The organism is Pantoea sp. MBLJ3 (assembly GCF_000816655.1).
Classification (GTDB): domain Bacteria; phylum Pseudomonadota; class Gammaproteobacteria; order Enterobacterales; family Enterobacteriaceae; genus Pantoea; species Pantoea eucalypti.
In genome coordinates this window covers 389,614-406,130 of sequence record NZ_JSUT01000003.1, presented here as the reverse complement: position 1 = coordinate 406,130, position 16,517 = coordinate 389,614, and the positions used below count along the sequence as shown (strand labels likewise).

Below are 16,517 nucleotides of genomic sequence, written 5' to 3'. Positions count from 1 at the left end.
CCTATGCAGAAACTGAGCAAATATCAATCATAAAAAATCAGCTGTGGCTAACTGCATCCTTTTTTCAAATAGCTCGGAAATCCTCAAAGAAATGATATTACCCTTGAGATGAATTCATATCATGTAAAGCATGATATATATCATTTGAAGCTTAAGGCAAAAAAACGTTAAATATCCCTATCGAACTAAATCCATGTAACCAAAGCGGAAGGTTGAATCCGGCACATCTGATTATAGTAGTTTTGCAATCCCCGACCTGTATTGCAGAATGTCATTCTGCGCATCCTGAACGCTAATATTTTCAATAATAATACCATTAACAATTACCCTATTCCCCCGTAACACTGCAGGAAAAATGAAATAACCCGAAAGCGGAAAAAGAAACGCGAATATCCATACCGGAAAGATGTTAAAAATATAACGCACCATCATGAATCAGCGCTAAAAATAAAAAACTCACAATTTTTCGTTCATACAAACGAATTATGATATCCGGACACGCCTGATATCGTCTATAGCCTGGAGTTAAAGAAAATATTATGCGTTTACGTTTAAACAGCAAAGCGATCATGATCATGACGCTCATCTGCTTTGTATGGGGACTACAGCAGGTTGCAATCAAGGCTGCCGAAAAAGAGGTTTCACTCACTCTGCAGATTGCTATGCGATCCGGTCTCGCGGCATTAGTAATATACGTTTATGCAAAGATTAAAGGAGAAAAATTTTCAATGGAGAAAATAACACTCTTCGCAGGCGTTTGTGCAGGAGTCCTCTTTGCGCTGGAATTTTTTTTTCTTTCTGAAGGACTACGCTACTCCAGCGCATCGCATATGGCGGTACTTCTTTATACTGCTCCACTCTATTCGGCTGTAGGCTTGCATATTTTTTCTGCCGAAGAAAAACTTACTGCCCGACAGTGGTTTGGTGTGATGATTGCATTTTTTGGGCTGGTGGTAAGCATGATCAATACAGTCGCTCATGCTGGCTTTGACAGCATTAATTATGGCGATTTGTGCGGACTACTTGCTGGCCTGGCCTGGGGATGCACTACCGTAGTTATACGTACAACGCCACTTTCTGTGTGCTCAGCCAAACAGACCCTGCTGTATCAGCTTTCAGGTGCATTTATCATTCTAATGACCATATCGCTCTTTAATGATGGTTATCATTTCAAGCCAGGTACAGTGGCATATGGAAGCCTGATATTCCAGACATTAATTGTTTCAGTAATCAGTTATCTTGTGTGGTTCAGCCTGCTGCGAAATTATCAGGTAGCCTCACTTTCAATGTTGACATTTATGACACCTTTTTTCGGAATACTTTCGGGCATAATAATATTGCATGAAAAAGTTCAGGCCAACTTTATTGCTGGCACAGTGCTGCTTATTATTGGCCTGCTTTTTATTACAGTAAAAACGCATCAACAGCATTCAAAAAATAAGTCAGTAGAATGAATTACGATATTTTAAGTTATAATATAAACTGCACTGGAGGTAATAACATTATGATTCAGGTAACAAATTACTCTCACGGTGCGCCTCTCATCACATTGAGTGACAATGCCAGCTTTGAAATCATGAGAAATAGAAAATGGTTTAGTCTTGCAAAAAATCAACGTATTGAGATACTTCGATTTGGCGACGATACAGCAATAGCATGGAACGAAACCAGGTCACATATCGATTATTTTAAACATGGAAAAATCTTCAGGTGCAATCTTATTTCCTGGTATAGCCCCGACACCTGGGCTAAAAAAAAATATTAATATACATCAGGCAGACAACTCAGGAATCGCTTAAAAGCCATGATTTTTGGCCACTGCCTGTCGGATATTATGAAGTTGAAGTAACAGTGCTCTACGGGCATCAGCATGCCCGGGAAAGGAAAAATTAATTCTCCTCTTTCCGTCCATTCCTGGACAAGATTAATTCTTCCCATCGCAATACCAAGATGCCGGGAAGCTGCAATCAGAGCCAAATCAGAACGGTCAAAGGATATTCCTTTTAGATCAGTATCAATATCCAGCTGAAAAAAACTTGTCCAATTTGCCCATTCATTTTCACCTGAGTTAAAACGATCGTGCAGAAAGATACAATCTGACAGTTTTTCGGGATTGTTATAAAGACCATGATTTCTGGCATACCGCGGAGTACAGACCGGCGTTATGGCTTCTTTCATGAAGATCTCTTCTGTATAGCTTTCAGAAAACGAAGGTTTTCCGAAGTATATTGCCAGGTCTACTCCCCGATTAGCCAGATTAATAGCTTCAAGTCCGGTCAGAATCTTCAGCTGAACGGCAGGATTCTGTTCTATAAACTTATTAAGATGAGGAAGAAGAAGGCACTGAACGATAGACGGATGTGAATAAACAGTCAGATCACCTGTAAGCCCGCTATTCCTTATGTAATTAACCTCTTGATTTAAAAGATTAAAAGAATTTTTTAGTGCCCATTGCATCCGTTCTCCTTCAGGCGTGAGAGCTATTTTACGATGGAGCCTGTAAAACAAGCTGAAACCCAGTTCTTTTTCAAGCTGGCTGATACGATGGCTCACCGCGCTTGGGCTAACGAATAACTCCTCGGCAGCAAGCGCAAATGATAATCGCCGTGCAACGCACTCAAAAGTATGCAAGCGGGAGAGCTGATAGCCGGTCAGAGAATTAAGTATCGGAATGTTCTTGCTGTCAGAAAACACTTTTCCCCCAGAGTCGTTAGTCAAAAGAAAATACTTATTATAACCGCTCACGGATATGCCCAACTTTTCCTTTGCTGGAAACCAGGCCTGGAGAAACAGCCATAATCTGTCTCAGCCTGTAAGCTTTATGGCTGGCCCGGAACGATCAATTGTTGAAACTGCTGTACAAAAGATTATCAGTGTAAGACATGCAGAAGCCTGAACAGACTATAAACGTCAGAGCATAACCTGCTTTTTCGTGGTCATAGCTTCAGGAAACGCTGCTTGCTCTCGCGTGACGTTTTCGGTTCTGCGGGAAGCCATAAAAGCGCCTGTAGGGTTACTTTTAAAGCACTGAACCCGCGTCGTTATGCTGGTAAAACTTAACCATCTGACTTACTTAAAAACGAGTAAAAAAGATACCAGTCACCTCAGTGCGGATCTCTCCCCATCCGCACCATTGCCCGATACCACGCTCCGCGCTGAATCGACCATCTCAACCCCAACGCGATGGCATTAATCTTCTGGTCAATGATCGCCTGCTCAAAGCGGCCGATTTCTCTACCGGACATCGCCTGCGCCCAGGCTGGCATTAGCCCGAAGCCTGATTTCAGCATGATCTTCATCACTGGTTTCGCCTGCCAGCTCGGTGCAGGGGCGTTCATCAGCAATCGCGTCACTTCGGCGGTACGCTCATCAAAGCGCAGCTCTGCTCGCATCTGTTGCAGGTAATCCGCCACATCAACAACGCTTTTCGGCACCTTCTCCGCGCCCAGCGCCTCGGCAATCTGCGCCGCTTCCTGATAGTACTGATCCTGTTCGGCGCGGCTGAGCTGCGGATTTTTATAGCGCAGATGGGCCGCCAGAAAACGGCTGGTCTCCGCCACATGCACCCAGGTCAGCAGATGTGGATCGCTGGCGGCATAAGGTTTGCCTTCGCTGTCGACGCCGCTGACTTTCAGATGAATGCGTTTCACCCGCTCAATCAGCGTCCGGGCATCCTGCGAATTCCCGTAGGTGGTCACGGCGATAAACTGACTGGTGCGCCGCAGGCGGCCCATCATATCTTCGCGGAAATTGGAGTGATCCCAGACGCCCGCCAGCGCCGCTGGATGCAGCATCTGCAACAGCAGCGCGCTGATCCCGCCGCACATCATGGAGGTGAAATCACCGTGGACGCGCCAGATCACGCTGTCCGGGCCATACAGGCCGGGATCGCCTGGCGGTTGAGAGAGGTCAAATTCATTCATCGACAGACCATTAAGGCGGAAGACCTGCTGCTGAATGCGGTCACGCAGATTAATCATAGCGGCTCTGATAGTGGATATGATGCGACGCGTGATAGCAGGACGCTCACGACGCGCCGCATCACCTTCCCCTGCATTCAGGGGAAAGGCTGACGGTTATTGGTAGTTGAACTGCGCATCCTGAGTACGCACGGAATCGAGTCCAATCATCACGTTGAATTTGCCTGGCTCGGCAACATGCTGCATCTGCTGGTTCCAGAATTTAAGCGCATCGACGTCGATCTTAAAGGTCACGGTTTGCGACTCGCCTGCTTTCAGCATGATGCGTTTGAAACCACGCAGCTCCTGCACCGGACGGCTGATAGAGGCGACCGGATCGTTCAGATACATCTGGACCACCGTCGCACCATCACGCTTACCGCTGTTAGTTACCGTTACGCTGGCCTTAATGCTGCCATTACGCGGCATGGTCGGTGAAGACATTTTTACCGGCGACACGGTGAACGTGGTATAGCTCAGGCCGTAACCAAACGGATAGAGCGGGCCGTTAACCGCATCATAGTAGTGCGAGGTGTACTTGTTCGGCTTCGCAAAGTTGTAAGGCCGGCCAGTTGGCAGATGGTTGTAGTAAATCGGAATCTGACCCACTGAACGCGGGAAGGAGACCGGCAGTTTGCCCGATGGGTTATAGTCACCGAACAGCACATCGGCGATGGCGTTGCCACCTTCGGTGCCACTGAACCAGGTTTCCAGCACGGCATCAGCCATGCGATCTTCGTTCACTATCGACAGCGGGCGGCCGTTCATCAGTACAATCACCAGCGGCTTACCGGTAGCTTTGAGCGCGGCTAACAGCTTCTGCTGGCTCGGCGGGATCACCAGATCGCTGCGGCTGGAGGCTTCGTGCGCCATACCCTGCGCTTCACCCACGGCGGCGACCACCACATCGGCCTGCTTCGCTTTAGCGACCGCGTCATCAATCATCTGTTGCGGTGAACGCGTATCAACAGAAACAGCCTGCTCATAGAGGTTCAGGAAGTCCTGAATCCCTTTGTTGTCGGTGACGTTCGCGCCCTTCTCATACAGCAGCGTCGCTTTGCCTTCGGTGGCATTGCGCATGCCCTGCAGCAGCGAAACGGATTGCTTCGCCACGCCCGCCGCAGACCAGCTGCCCATAATGTCGCGCTGACTGTCTGCCAGCGGACCAATCAGGGCAATGGTGCCCGATTTTTTCAGCGGCAGCGTTTCCAGACGGTTTTTCAGCAACACGATGCTTTTACGCGCGACGTCGCGCGCTTCAGCCCGATGCAGACGGCTTTCCGCATTGGTATCCTGCGGGTCACTCTCTTTCGGACCTAAATGGCTGTAGGGATCGTTAAACAGGCCCATGTCATATTTGACGTTAAGCACATGCCGTGCCGCATCATCAATTTCAGCCATGGTAACGTCGCCGCTCTTCACCAGCGCAGGCAGATACTTGCTGTAATATTCGTCGCTCATGCTCATATCGACGCCCGACTTCAGGGCGATGCGCACCGCTTCCTGCGGATCGCTGGCGACGCCATGTTTGATCAGCTCTTTAATCGCACCGTGATCGCTGATGGTGATGCCTTTGAATTTCCACTTATCACGCAGCAGATCTTTCAGCAGCCAGCTGTCTGCCGTGGCCGGTACGCCATTGATGGAGTTGAGCGCCACCATCACGCCGCCGCTGCCCGCATCCAGTGAGGCTTTGTAGGGCGGCAGATAGTCCTGGAACATACGCTGCGGACTCATGTCCACGGTGTTGTAGTCGCGTCCCCCTTCCACTGCGCCATAGAGTGCGAAATGCTTCACGCTGGTCATTACGCTGTAGCGATCGGCCGCGCTTTTTCCCTGCATCGACTGCACCATGCTGCGACCCATTTCGCTGGTGAGATACGTATCCTCACCGAAACCTTCGGAACCACGACCCCAGCGCGGTTCGCGGCTGACATCCACCATCGGTGCCCATGTCATATTCAGCCCATCGTCGGCCGCTTCATAGGCGGAGACGCGCCCCACCTCTTTCACCGCATCCAGATCCCAGCTCGACGCCAGGGCTAAAGGAATAGGAAAAATGGTGCGCTGGCCATGAATAACGTCGTAGGCGAAAAACAGCGGGATTTTCAGGCGGCTGAGCTGCATCGCCTGATCCTGCATCGCGCGGATATCCTGACGGGTCACAGTATTAAAGATCGCGCCAACCTGACTCTTCTGAATCATGTCGCGAATCACTTCTTTCGGATTATCAGGTCCGACGCTGATTAAACGCAGCTGGCCGATTTTCTCGTCCAGCGTCATTTTTTTAAGCAGTTGGTTAACGAAGGCATCCCGCGCCTGTTCGGTCATCGGGTGGTTACCTTGCACTGTCTCAGCTAAAGCGGGTTGCATCGCGAGGGAGACAGCGAGACTAACAGAGCAAATCCATTTCATCAGGTTGGGTTCTCTTAAGTAACTGCGCAATATCGAATTAACAGGCGGCAGTGTGCCACAAGATGAGAATAGCAGGTAGCGGTCAGGGTCACACTGCGTTGTGGTCAGTTGACGTGCTACAGTTAGGACGCACTGATAAGACAAGGGAATTGCTCATGACACAAACCTCTGCCCTGCTTTCTGACCTGCGCCGCCTGGTCGGCCCCTCTCATCTGCTGACAGAACCTGAACAGACCGCCCGCTATCGCAAAGGCTTTCGCTCCGGCGAAGGTGACGCGCTGGCTGTGGCGTTTCCTGGTACGCTGCTGGAGCTCTGGCGGGTACTGCAAACGCTGGTGAATGCGGATGTCATCATCCTGATGCAGGCGGCCAATACCGGCCTGACCGAAGGGTCAACGCCGCATGGCGACGATTACGATCGCCCGCTGGTGATCGTCAGTACCCTGCGACTCGATAAGCTTCAGCTGATTGACAGTGGCCAGCAGGTGCTGGCGTTCCCCGGCAGTACACTCTATCAGCTGGAAAAAGCGCTGAAGCCGCTGGGGCGCGAGCCTCACTCGGTGATTGGCTCCTCCTGTATTGGTGCCTCGGTGCTGGGCGGCATCTGCAATAATTCCGGCGGATCGCTGATTAAGCGCGGCCCGGCCTACAGCGAAATGGCCCTGTTTGCTCAGATTGATGCACAGGGAAGACTGAAGCTGGTTAACCATCTCGGCATCGATCTGGGAACGTCGCCGGAAGAGATTCTGGGGCGACTGGATGACGATCGCTGGCAGCCTAAAGATGTGCAGCACGATGGCCGTCACGCTTCCGATCATGAATATGCAGACCGGGTGCGTGAAGTTGATGCCGATACGCCAGCGCGTTACAACGCTGATGCGCGTCGTCTGTTCGAAGCATCCGGCTGTGCCGGGAAACTGGCGGTCTTCGCGGTGCGACTTGATACCTTCCCCACTGAACCGCAGCAGCAGGTGTTTTACATCGGCACTAACGAACCCGCTGTGCTCAACGATATCCGCCGTCACATGCTGGCGCATTTTACTCATTTGCCGGTGGCGGGCGAATATATGCACCGCGACATCTATGACATTGCGGAAGTCTATGGCAAAGACACCTTCCTGATGATCGACAAGCTGGGCACCGATAAGATGCCGCTGTTTTTCACGCTGAAGGGGCGGATTGATGCCTGGCTGAACAAGCTCTCCTTCGTTAAACCGCACTTCAGCGATCGCCTGCTGCAGCGCCTGAGTAAACTGTTTCCGGCGCATCTGCCCAAACGCATGAAGCAGTATCGCGATAAATATGAACATCATCTGATGCTGAAGATGTCGGGCGACGGCGTGGCAGAAGCGCGTCAGTTCCTGCGTGACTACTTCCGCGAAGGCGGCGGCGAGTTCTTTGAGTGTGAAGGCAAAGAAGGTGCGCACGCCTTTCTGCATCGCTTCGCGGCGGCAGGTGCGGCCGTGCGCTACCACGCGGTGCATGCCGATGAGGTCGAGGATATTCTGGCGCTGGATATCGCCCTGCGTCGCAACGATGCGGACTGGTTCGAAACGCTGCCCGATGAGATTCGCGCATCTTTAAGCCATCGCCTCTACTATGGTCACTTCTTCTGTCATGTCTTCCATCAGGATTACATCGTCAGAAAAGGGGTCGATGTGCACGCGCTGAAAGCGCAGATGCTGGAGATCCTTCAGGCGCGCGGCGCGGAATATCCCGCTGAACATAACGTTGGGCATCTCTATCAGGCGAAACCGCAACTGGCGGCGTTCTATCGCCGGCTCGATCCGACTAACAGCTTCAATCCCGGCATTGGCAAAACCAGCAAGCAAAAAGGCTGGGCGGTGAAACAGGTTTAACTCGCTGTTATCTGTCAGCCTGCCCTTCTCTGCAGGCTGACGTTCAAAACAGCCGAACCAGCAGACCCCATAAAACCTGCAGACTATTTGGTTATTCAGTTAATGAAATAGTCATCACTTAATCCAGCCTGACTGCTTTCCCTGATTACCGATTGCCCTTACCTTGTCTGCTAATAATATTTTAATAAAAAATTAATCCATCCTCCCATATTGAACCCACATTATTTTATGTCTCTGGGTTATGCGCAACGCCTCACAAAAAACCACCCTGCCAATTGATAATTCGCGTCGCGAAAAATATATTCACGACACAAAAATAAAAAACCACAAATATTAATTTACCTCAGGGCAGGATCTTCCATGTCTAAAAAAAACTACACATTAGTATTGATGGAAATAATAGCGCTGTCAGCAGGCGTAACGGCAATGTCATCAACGCCAGCCTATGCTGCCGGATTTTTTGACGACTCAACGCTGACAGGAAATGTTTTTTACTGGCAGCGACAGCGAGACCGAAAAGAGAGCGATCCCGCCAGTCAGCATCAGGGAGAGTACCAGGCTAATTTACACCATACTTCACTCAACAGTAACCTCGACTATCAGTCCGGCTATGCCGGGGACTGGATTGGCATGGACCTCGCCGTGTTTGGCGCCGTTGAACTTTCCAATAGCGGTCCCGCCGCACCCAATGAAATTGGCTTCAGTAAATCGCATTCCCGCTGGAATGAAAAATGGAATGGCGACAGCAGTGGCGCATCGGTTTATAAAGCCGCACTGAAATTAAAACATAACGACTACTGGTTACGCGCGGGTTATATCCAGCCAACCGGACAGACACTGATTGCGCCTCACTGGAGTTTCCTGCCCGGCACCTATCGCGGATTTGAAGCGGGTGCACTTTATGATTTCCAGCAAGCAGGCGCATTATCACTCTCCTGGATGTGGACCGATAAATATAAAGCCCCCTGGTATCGTGATTTATATGATTTCCGGCAGGCTGATAATAAAACGCCTGTCAGCTACCTGCATTCATTCGGCATGAAATATGACTTCAAAAATAATCTGGTGCTTGAAGGTGCATTTGGTCAGGCCGCACATTATATGGATCAATATTTTGCCAAAGCATCCTGGTCTGCCAGCCCAGGTGGTAACGAACTGCGCACCAGCTATCAGTTTTATGGCGCACGCGACAAAGTCTCGGGGGGCGCCGCAAACCCGCGTGATGTCTATGATGGCCTGGCCTGGTTACAGGCGATCACCGTCGGTTATACCGTCGGCCCGGTGGATCTCCGACTTGAAGGCAGCTGGGTTAAAGCTGAAGGGAATCAGGGCTTTTTCCTGCAGCGCATGACGCCGGGCTACGCCACCTCCAACGGACGAATGGATATCTGGTGGGATTCGCGTTCTGACTGGAACGCCAATGGTGAAAAAGCGATCTTTGCAGGCGCGATGCTCGATTTATCGCCGTGGCAGCTGACGGGCTGGAAAGCCGGCGCATCTTACGTCTGGGGCTGGGATGCAAAACCCGCCACGCTCCCCACCGTTGACCAGAGTCAGCGACTGAGAGAGTCGGCCTGGAACCTTGATCTGATCTATCAAATCCAGCAGGGCCGGGCCAAAGACACCCAGTTCCATCTTCACTATACCCGCTACAAAAATCACAGCGACCTGCCCAGCTTCAGCAATGGATACAACAACATTTTCCAGGACGAGAAGGACATCAAATTTATTGTTATCGCGCCGTTTACGCTGTTCTGACGCCCTGCGGACTTTCGGAACTATTTTCACCATTAAGGATGAATCAACATGTTCAAGTTAAGCCTTATCGCGCTCACTCTGCTGAGCGTTACCGCCACAGGCCACGCCAGCTCGTCAGGGCAGAAGGTGGTTGATCAAATCAGCCAGTTTGGCGTGACCTATCAGGTAACAGACAACCAGGCGGGACTGCACGGTACAGATTGCGCCGCGTTAGGCGCCGATTTTGCCTCCTGTAACCGCGCCATTATCACGCTGACCAATAACGGCCCTGCACTGACCGACAAAAACTGGGCCATCTACATGAGCAACATCCGCCAGACGCTGCGGGTCGATAACGATCAGTTTACATTGACGCATCTGGTCGGAGACTTAACGCGACTGGAGCCAACAGAGAAATTCACGGGTATTGGCGCGGGCGAATCAGTGCAGATCCCCATCGTTAACGAATACTGGCAACTGTTCGTGACTGATGTGATGCCGCGCTGGTATGTCACCTCCGGTGAGGCGACGCCAAAAATTATTGCCAGCACTGACTACGAAGATCCCAGCCAGTTTGTATTGCCGCTGGATAACCACTGGCGACGCAGTGCCGATGACAATAACGTCCTGATGCAGCCTGTCAGCCGGTTTGAGAAAAACAGCGATGTCGCCACCCTGCCAGCCTCAGCATTGCGGGGGCAAATCACACCCACGCCGCTGGACGTTAAACTTCGTTCGCAGGATACCGATCTCAGCCGTGGCGTCACCTTGTCACTGACTGGACTGAGCCGTGAAACCGCTGAGGCAGTGAGACAGCGTATGGCACTGCTTGGCCTCAAAGAATCGCCTGATGGATTCGCTATTAACACGCAGGTCAAACCGGGTCACTTTAGCGGCAAAAAAGCGATATCGGGCGCATACGACCTCGATATTACTTCCCGCCGTGCGAGCATAGTCGGCTACGACGCTGCCGGTGCGTTCTACGGTCTGATGTCGATTCTGTCACTGGTCCCCTCAGAGGGCGCGCCACGGATTGCCACGCTGGAAGCCCATGATGCGCCGCGCTTTGCTTATCGCGGTGCCTTCCTTGACGTTGCCCGTAACTTCCACAGTAAACAGGCGGTGATGCGACAGCTTGATCAGATGGCATCGTGGAAGATGAACCGTTTCCATTTCCACCTCAGTGATGATGAAGGCTGGCGGATTGAGATTCCCGGCCTACCGGAACTCACGGAAGTGGGTGCGAAACGCTGTCATGATCTTTCCGAACAAAAGTGTCTGCTGCCGCAACTGGGTTCCGGCCCCTTCAGTGATAACAATGGCAGCGGCTATTTCAGTCGCGCTGACTATATAGAGATTGTTAAATATGCGCAGGCGCGCCACATTCAGGTCATCCCGGAAATTGACATACCCGCCCATGCCCGGGCGGCGGTCATCTCAATGGAAGCGCGCTATCAGCGGCTGATGAAGGAGGGGAAACCTGACGAGGCTAACGCCTGGCGCCTGATCGATCCGACCGATAACTCCAACACCACCTCAGTGCAGTTTTACGACCGTACCAGCTATCTCAACCCCTGCATTGAAAGTTCACAACGCTTCGTGGACAAAGTGATTGGTGAAATCAAGGCGATGCACCAGGAGGCAGGCCAGCCACTCAGCGTCTGGCATTTTGGCGGTGATGAAGCGAAGAATATCCGGCTGGGCGCAGGCTACTCTGACAAAAACAGTCCAAAACCGGGTACCGGTCTGCAAGACCTGAGCCGCGAAGATTTGCCATGGGCAAAATCACAGGCCTGTCAGGCACTGGTGAAAAGCGGCAAAGTGGAAGATCTGGCCCATCTGCCGAGCTATTTTGCCCTGACCGTGAACGAAATCGTGAACCGGCACGGTATTGGCAAAATGCAGGCCTGGCAGGATGGCCTGAAAGATGTCAAACATGCCGGAGAGTTCGCGACGCCGCGTGTCGCAGTCAACTTCTGGGATACCCTCTACTGGGGCGGTTTTGACAGCGCCGGTGACTGGTCACAGAAAGGGTACGACGTAGTCATCTCCAGCCCTGACTACCTCTATCTGGACTTCCCGTATGAAGTTAACCCACTGGAGCGCGGCTATTACTGGGGCACTCGCTTCAACGATGAGCGAAAAATCTTTGGCTTCGCACCGGACAACCTGCCGCAGAATGCTGAAACTTCGGTAGATCGCGACGGTAACGTTTTCAGCGCCAAATCCGCGAAACCCTGGAAAGGGGCTTATGGTATTTCGGCCCAGCTGTGGAGCGAGACCGTGCGCACTGACGATCAAATGGAGTACATGAACTATCCTCGCCTCCTTTCAGTCGCAGAACGCAGCTGGCACCGCGCCAGCTGGGAGCGGGACTATCAGCCGGGTGAGGAGTATACCGGTGGCAAAACACAACTTGTTGATCAGAAGGCGCTTCTGAACGACTGGCAGCGATTTGCCAACCTGCTGGGACAACGGGAACTGGCAAAACTGGATAAAGCGGGTATTGATTATCGCCTGCCCGTACCGGGAGCAAAAATTGCTGATGGTATTCTGTTGATGAACGTGGCATTGCCTGGCATTACGCTGGAATACAGCCTGGACAAGGGTGAGAACTGGCAGCGCTACGACGCCAACAGACCGCCGCAGGTCAACGGTACTGTCGCCATTCGGTCGGTGAGCAGCGATGGCCAGCGCACCAGCCGTGAGGAAACGTTGTAGTCAGCGGGAGTGAGAAAACAGGCTTAAAAGCCCGTGTTTTGGACATAAAAAAGGCCGACAGACGTCGGCCCTTTCACCTCTGAAACGGGTTCTTTTAAACCAGCTTCTCTTCGGGTACCGGCTCCACATCTGCTATCTGCTGACGGCGCTCAATAATCATGGTCTGCGGAGTGGAGAGCAGAATGCCCTCTTTACGCAGACGCGTCAGAATATCGAACAGCAGATCGCTCTTCGCTCCTGCTATCTGCCGCTGACCGGCAACATTACCGGTGACGCTCAGGACAATCCCTTGCTGGGTCAGATCTTTAAACGAAACCGATGGCTCAGGTGTTTCCAGAATACGTTCGTTTTCGTTATAAACTTCCAGCAGAATATCGCGCACCTTTACCGGATCGATATTTAGCGGGAAGGTCAGCGTAATGGTGACCACACCCTGCGCATTACCCATTGTCGCGTTGCGCACATTCTGCGAGATAAACTGCGAGTTCGGCACAATCACGGTGGATTTGTCGCCCAGCTGAATTTCCGTGGCACGCACATTAATCCGGCGAATATCCCCTTCGATGCCGCTGATGCTCACCAGATCGCCGACTTTGACTGGCCGCTCGGTCAACAGAATCAGACCGGAGATAAAGTTTTTCACGATCTCCTGTAAGCCAAAACCGATACCAACCGACAACGCACTGACGATCCAGGCCAGCTTGTTCCACTGCAGCCCCATAATCGACAGGGTCAGCAGAATGATCAGCACATAACCAATGTTGCTGAATAGCGTCACCAGCGACACCCGCATCCCCACATCCATGGTGGTTTTGGGCAGGAAATCGGTATCAAGCCAGCGACGCACCGATCGCAGCACATAGATGCCGACAATCAGGCAAATTATCGCATTCACCATATGCGCTGGCACGATGTTCAGGGATTCAAGGCCTTTACCGCCCCAGAACTCAATGACTTTTTGCAGCAGCTCAATCGGCGTTGAAGAGGCAAAGGTGCCGTTGACCAGCGCCAGCGCCACCACCAGCACCAGGAAGGTTTTACCGATGGCCGTCAGCAGCGTAGCCGTTTGCTGCAAATGACGCTCATTGATGTTAAGTGAACTCTGAATGCGTCGACCGGTGGCATTACTGGTCGAAAAGAGACTCTCACAACCATCCTTGAGCAGGTGACTCAGGAAGTAGAACGAACCAAACAGCAGACCGCACCAGATCACTTCATAACTCAGGAAGCGCGCCAGCGTAACGTAACCGATCAGCAGCGACACGAGGATGGCAACCGCGGTCAGCGTCAGGCCCATCTGAATCAGCCCGACCAGCGTTGAGCGTGCTTCCGGCGGTGTGCCCGCCTGGGTCAGGCGACGGCGTACGCGGTTGGTGCGCATGCTGATCGCCAGTGCAGTACTGCCAATCAACAGTGCCGTCAGGCCGTTGGCAAAAATGGTGGTATTCAGACTGGTGCCGACGCTGTAGTTAAACGCCTCGACCGTCTGGAAGATAAACACCAGCACAGCGGTGATGGGTGGAAACGGCTTTAATGCCATCGCCACTTCATTGGAGATAGCCGGTAAGCGCCAGCTGGGCCTGCGGGTAGAGAGGAATGCGCGCCCCAGTCCGGCAATCAGGCCACAAAAGACGCTTAGCTGCACCAGACGATCAACAAAGTCCTGAACGTTTTCAGAGACCTCATCCCGGCGGGTAAAGGCCAGAGAGAGAAAGTTAAAGGTGAGGACAACAGCCGCCAGCGTAGTCAGCGCTACCGCTGCCGCCAGGAAACTACGACGTAGCTTCCCTTCCGGCAGTTTATTAATGCTGACCCAGGCCAGAAACTCTTCACTGTAGCGACGACCGACCGTCATCACCAGCAATGCCGCCAGCAGCCAGAAGACACTGCCCACGCGCCAGCCCGGCTCCCATGAGAGTGCCGCGGTATCCTGCAACTCCTGCAGGAACTCACCAATCTTCTCACCATCCAGATCCTGGCTATTGAGCAACGGTGACCAGAAGCGTGCACCAAGGATGCTGCCGGAGTTCAACGCCAGCTGGCTTTTCAGCTGATCACGACGCAGGTTAACAATCTGCGAGGAGAGCATCAGCGCGCCATTTTTAATCCCTTCTGCCTGTTTGATTTGGTCGTCGAGTTTGCCTTTCTGGCTCTCAAGCGCGTTACGCTTGCGTGTCACTTCCGGGGTTTCTTTCACCCCACTGTCGGCTTTCGGGGCCGGGCCAAGTACACCCAGCTGTGCATCGACCTGCTGGCGATCGGGTACCAGCGCCTGCCCGAGCGTATCGGCACTGCCAGAGAGTTCCAGCGCCATTTCATTCAGCTGTGTCAGCTTGTTTTCGCCGGCATCGACGGAGACCTGACTTTTAATTTTATCGAGGATCTTCTGCATTTTCGGCAGTTCCACCGCAGCATTCAGCTTCGGTGGCGCATCCTGTTCCTGAGCAGGCGTGGCCGTATTATCCGCGGCCAGCGCCAGCGCCGGGGCAAACCCCACCAGCGCCAGCATTAACAATGCAAAAAAGGATCGTATAAACATATGAGTAAGATTCCGGCAGCTTAAATCAGGCGATCTTCCCTCGCCAGTCGCGCGTAGTGTAGGGCTTTGCAAGGGAGGGCAATATAGGAATAACGGGCATTTTTTGGGGCTGATTCCGGGCGGTCAGAGGCAAAAAAGGGCCTGAAGCCTCTGACCACATTCTATTCTGGCATCCTGCTCAGCCTGCAGGCAATGCCTGTCGCGCAATACAACATGTCGGCTATTTTTACTCGACGCCGGCACTGCTGGCACCATTGCTGGCGACCTGGCCCGACTTCTGTTTTTTATAAGCCAGTGCGGCCGCAGGGACCGGTGCCGCTTTACCGGTCTCGATCCAGCTACGCAGACGGTTAGCGTCGGCGAAGTGGGTATATTTGCCAAAGGCATCCAGTACCACCAGCGCCACCGGACGATTATTAATCATGGTACGCATCACCAGGCAGTGGCCTGCCTCATCCGTGTAACCGGTTTTGGTCAGCTGAATATGCCAGTCATTTTTATAGACCAGATGGTTGGTGTTGCGGAACGGCAGCGCATAGCTCGGATGAGCAAAAACCGCCGTCTCTTCTTTCGTGGTGCTAAGCGCGCCCAGCTCCGGATATTCCCGTGTGGCTTTGAGCAACTTAACCAGGTCCTGTGCACTTGAGACGTTTTGCGTCGACAAACCGGTCGGCTCGACATAGCGGGTCTGTTTCATGCCCAGCGATCGCGCTTTCGCGTTCATTGCCCGGATAAAGGCGTTATAACCGCCCGGATAGGCGTGCGCGAGACTGGCAGCAGCACGGTTTTCCGAGGACATCAATGCCAGCAGCATCATATTACGGCGGCTGATCTGACTGTTGAGCTTCACGCGTGAGAAGACACCACGCATTTCCGGCGTCTGGCTGATATCGACAGGTATCATCTCGTTCATCGGCTGATGCGCATCCAGCACGACCATCGCCGTCATCAGCTTGGTGATCGACGCGATAGGCCTGACCCGATCCGGATGGCTGGAAAAGAGCACTTTATTGGTGGTGAGGTCGACAATCATCGCACTGCCAGAGGCGATCTGCGGCTGAGCGATAGGCGCAAGTTGCGACAGTGTGGTAGTCGCCTGCGCCGGAAGTGAAACAATCTGCCCTGAAACGAGCAGCGCCAGCGAAAGCAGAGTAAAACGAATTTTTGCAGGCATCGTAGAAAAAAACCCGGTTATGAAGATGTACTGTGTCAGACCGACACAGGCCGCCCGCCTCAGTAAACTCGCAGCGCGGGCTGGCAGCGGTATCATACCCGTAAGGTTAAGAA

General features: G+C 52.4%; 9 protein-coding genes. 4 read left to right on the top strand and 5 right to left on the bottom strand.

Translation table 11 applies throughout. The annotated features are described in order from the left end of the window. The first annotated feature begins 539 nt into the window (after positions 1-539). Positions 540-1,454 carry a DMT family transporter gene (locus NP77_RS04995; RefSeq protein ID WP_039659237.1) on the top strand — a complete coding sequence of 305 codons (915 nt, stop codon included), beginning with the start codon at positions 540-542 and terminating at the stop codon, positions 1,452-1,454. 307 nt (positions 1,455-1,761) lie between these two features. Here the strand turns inward: NP77_RS04995 and dsdC are convergent, their stop codons facing one another. The 3 genes from dsdC to bglX all read right to left on the bottom strand — a co-directional run bounded on the left by dsdC (position 1,762) and on the right by bglX (position 6,374). Beyond that, positions 1,762-2,694, bottom strand: coding sequence for a DNA-binding transcriptional regulator DsdC (gene dsdC / locus NP77_RS04985; RefSeq protein ID WP_052250631.1), 933 nt, complete (start codon positions 2,692-2,694; stop codon positions 1,762-1,764). A gap of 410 nt (positions 2,695-3,104) precedes the next feature. Then, positions 3,105-3,980 carry an oxygenase MpaB family protein gene (locus NP77_RS04980; protein WP_008925071.1) on the bottom strand — a complete coding sequence of 292 codons (876 nt, stop codon included), beginning with the start codon at positions 3,978-3,980 and terminating at the stop codon, positions 3,105-3,107. Between the two features lie 96 nt (positions 3,981-4,076). Next, positions 4,077-6,374 (bottom strand): beta-glucosidase BglX, encoded by a 2,298-nt coding sequence (bglX, locus tag NP77_RS04975; RefSeq protein ID WP_008925070.1) that lies wholly within the window; start codon positions 6,372-6,374, stop codon positions 4,077-4,079. A gap of 155 nt (positions 6,375-6,529) precedes the next feature. Here bglX and dld point away from each other — a divergent pair, with 155 nt between their 5' ends. The 3 genes from dld (at position 6,530) to NP77_RS04960 (ending at position 12,691) form a co-directional block, all read left to right on the top strand. After that, the gene (gene dld, locus NP77_RS04970; protein WP_003851802.1) at positions 6,530-8,233 is read left to right on the top strand and encodes a D-lactate dehydrogenase; all 1,704 of its coding nucleotides are present in this window, start codon (positions 6,530-6,532) and stop codon (positions 8,231-8,233) included. A gap of 360 nt (positions 8,234-8,593) precedes the next feature. Further along, a complete protein-coding gene (locus NP77_RS04965; RefSeq protein ID WP_039659236.1) occupies positions 8,594-9,991 on the top strand; it encodes an OprD family outer membrane porin in 1,398 nt (465 codons plus the stop codon). Between the two features lie 48 nt (positions 9,992-10,039). Further along, positions 10,040-12,691: a beta-N-acetylhexosaminidase gene (locus NP77_RS04960; protein WP_039659235.1), complete on the top strand. Its 2,652-nt coding sequence runs from the start codon at positions 10,040-10,042 to the stop codon at positions 12,689-12,691. A gap of 94 nt (positions 12,692-12,785) precedes the next feature. Here NP77_RS04960 and NP77_RS04955 read toward each other — a convergent pair whose 3' ends face one another. Then, a complete protein-coding gene (locus NP77_RS04955; RefSeq protein WP_039659233.1) occupies positions 12,786-15,230 on the bottom strand; it encodes a DUF3772 domain-containing protein in 2,445 nt (814 codons plus the stop codon). Between the two features lie 226 nt (positions 15,231-15,456). Next, complete coding sequence (gene pbpG / locus NP77_RS04950; RefSeq protein WP_003851808.1) at positions 15,457-16,404, bottom strand: D-alanyl-D-alanine endopeptidase; 948 nt, start codon at positions 16,402-16,404, stop codon at positions 15,457-15,459. Positions 16,405-16,517 lie beyond the last annotated feature (113 nt).

Excerpts from the sequence above, each read along its gene's own strand:
- NP77_RS04965 (WP_039659236.1), top strand. The coding sequence starts at position 8,594 with ATGTCTAAAAAAAACTACACATTAGTATTGATGGAAATAATAGCGCTG.
- NP77_RS04955 (WP_039659233.1), bottom strand. The coding sequence starts at position 15,230 with ATGTTTATACGATCCTTTTTTGCATTGTTAATGCTGGCGCTGGTGGGG.
- NP77_RS04995 (WP_039659237.1), top strand. The coding sequence starts at position 540 with ATGCGTTTACGTTTAAACAGCAAAGCGATCATGATCATGACGCTCATC.
- NP77_RS04960 (WP_039659235.1), top strand. The coding sequence starts at position 10,040 with ATGTTCAAGTTAAGCCTTATCGCGCTCACTCTGCTGAGCGTTACCGCC.
- dld (WP_003851802.1), top strand. The coding sequence starts at position 6,530 with ATGACACAAACCTCTGCCCTGCTTTCTGACCTGCGCCGCCTGGTCGGC.
- NP77_RS04980 (WP_008925071.1), bottom strand. The coding sequence starts at position 3,980 with ATGATTAATCTGCGTGACCGCATTCAGCAGCAGGTCTTCCGCCTTAAT.
- pbpG (WP_003851808.1), bottom strand. The coding sequence starts at position 16,404 with ATGCCTGCAAAAATTCGTTTTACTCTGCTTTCGCTGGCGCTGCTCGTT.
- bglX (WP_008925070.1), bottom strand. The coding sequence starts at position 6,374 with ATGAAATGGATTTGCTCTGTTAGTCTCGCTGTCTCCCTCGCGATGCAA.